Here is a 766-nt window from a genome sequence, read left to right as displayed (position 1 = left end):
CCTGTTCCGGCTCGCCGTCGATCGCGTGTTCACGCTGGCCGGGCAGGGCACGGTGGTGACCGGCACGGCCTTCGCGGGCCGCGTGCAGGCGGGCGACAGCCTGCGCGTGGCCCGCGGCGGCGAGACGGTGCGCGTGCGCGGCCTGCATGCGCAGAACCGGGCCGCCGAGACCGGCCATGCCGGCGAGCGCTGCGCGCTCAACCTAGCCGGCATCGACAAGGCGGCGCTCTCGCGGGGCGATGCGATCGTCGACGCGCGGCTGGCCAGCACCTCGCCGCGCATCGACGTCGAATTGCGCCTGCTGCCCGATGCGGACCTCACGCTCGCGCATTGGGCGCCGCTGCACGTGCATCTCGGCACCCAGCACCAGGTGGCGCATGTGGTGCCGATCGACGGCGAGACGATCGCCGCCGGGCAAGCGGCACGCGCGCAACTGGTGTTCGACGAACCGGTGTTCGCGATGCCGGGCGATCGCTTCATCGTGCGTAACGCGCAGGCGACGCGCACCGTCGGCGGCGGCCGCGTGCTCGATCCGTTCGGGCCGGCGCACAAGCGTCGTTCGGCGGCGCGGCGTGCCTGGCTCGACGCGATTGCCGCGTGGCTCGACCAGGGCCGGCTCGATGCCTTGCTCGACGAGGCGCCGCTCGGCGTGCCGCTGGCTACCTTGATGCATCTGACCGGGCTGCCGGCCGAAGCATTGCCGCTGCCGCCGGGCGCGGCGGTGGTGCCGGGCGGCGCGGGCCCGCGCGCGATCGCGCCGCGCCAT

The 766-nt window shown here is 74.8% G+C and carries 1 protein-coding gene; it reads left to right on the top strand.

From position 1 onward, the window contains the following. Positions 1 to 766 (top strand): EF-Tu/IF-2/RF-3 family GTPase (locus tag F3J18_RS37710; RefSeq protein WP_240156532.1); only part of this gene is annotated, 766 nt, incomplete at both ends.

Origin of the sequence: Burkholderia sp. Ax-1720 (assembly GCF_011753035.1) — a bacterium.
Taxonomy (GTDB): Bacteria; Pseudomonadota; Gammaproteobacteria; order Burkholderiales; family Burkholderiaceae; genus Burkholderia; species Burkholderia gladioli.
The sequence above is the reverse complement of the archived record's forward strand: the minus strand, read 5'-3'. Positions and strand labels throughout refer to the sequence as shown.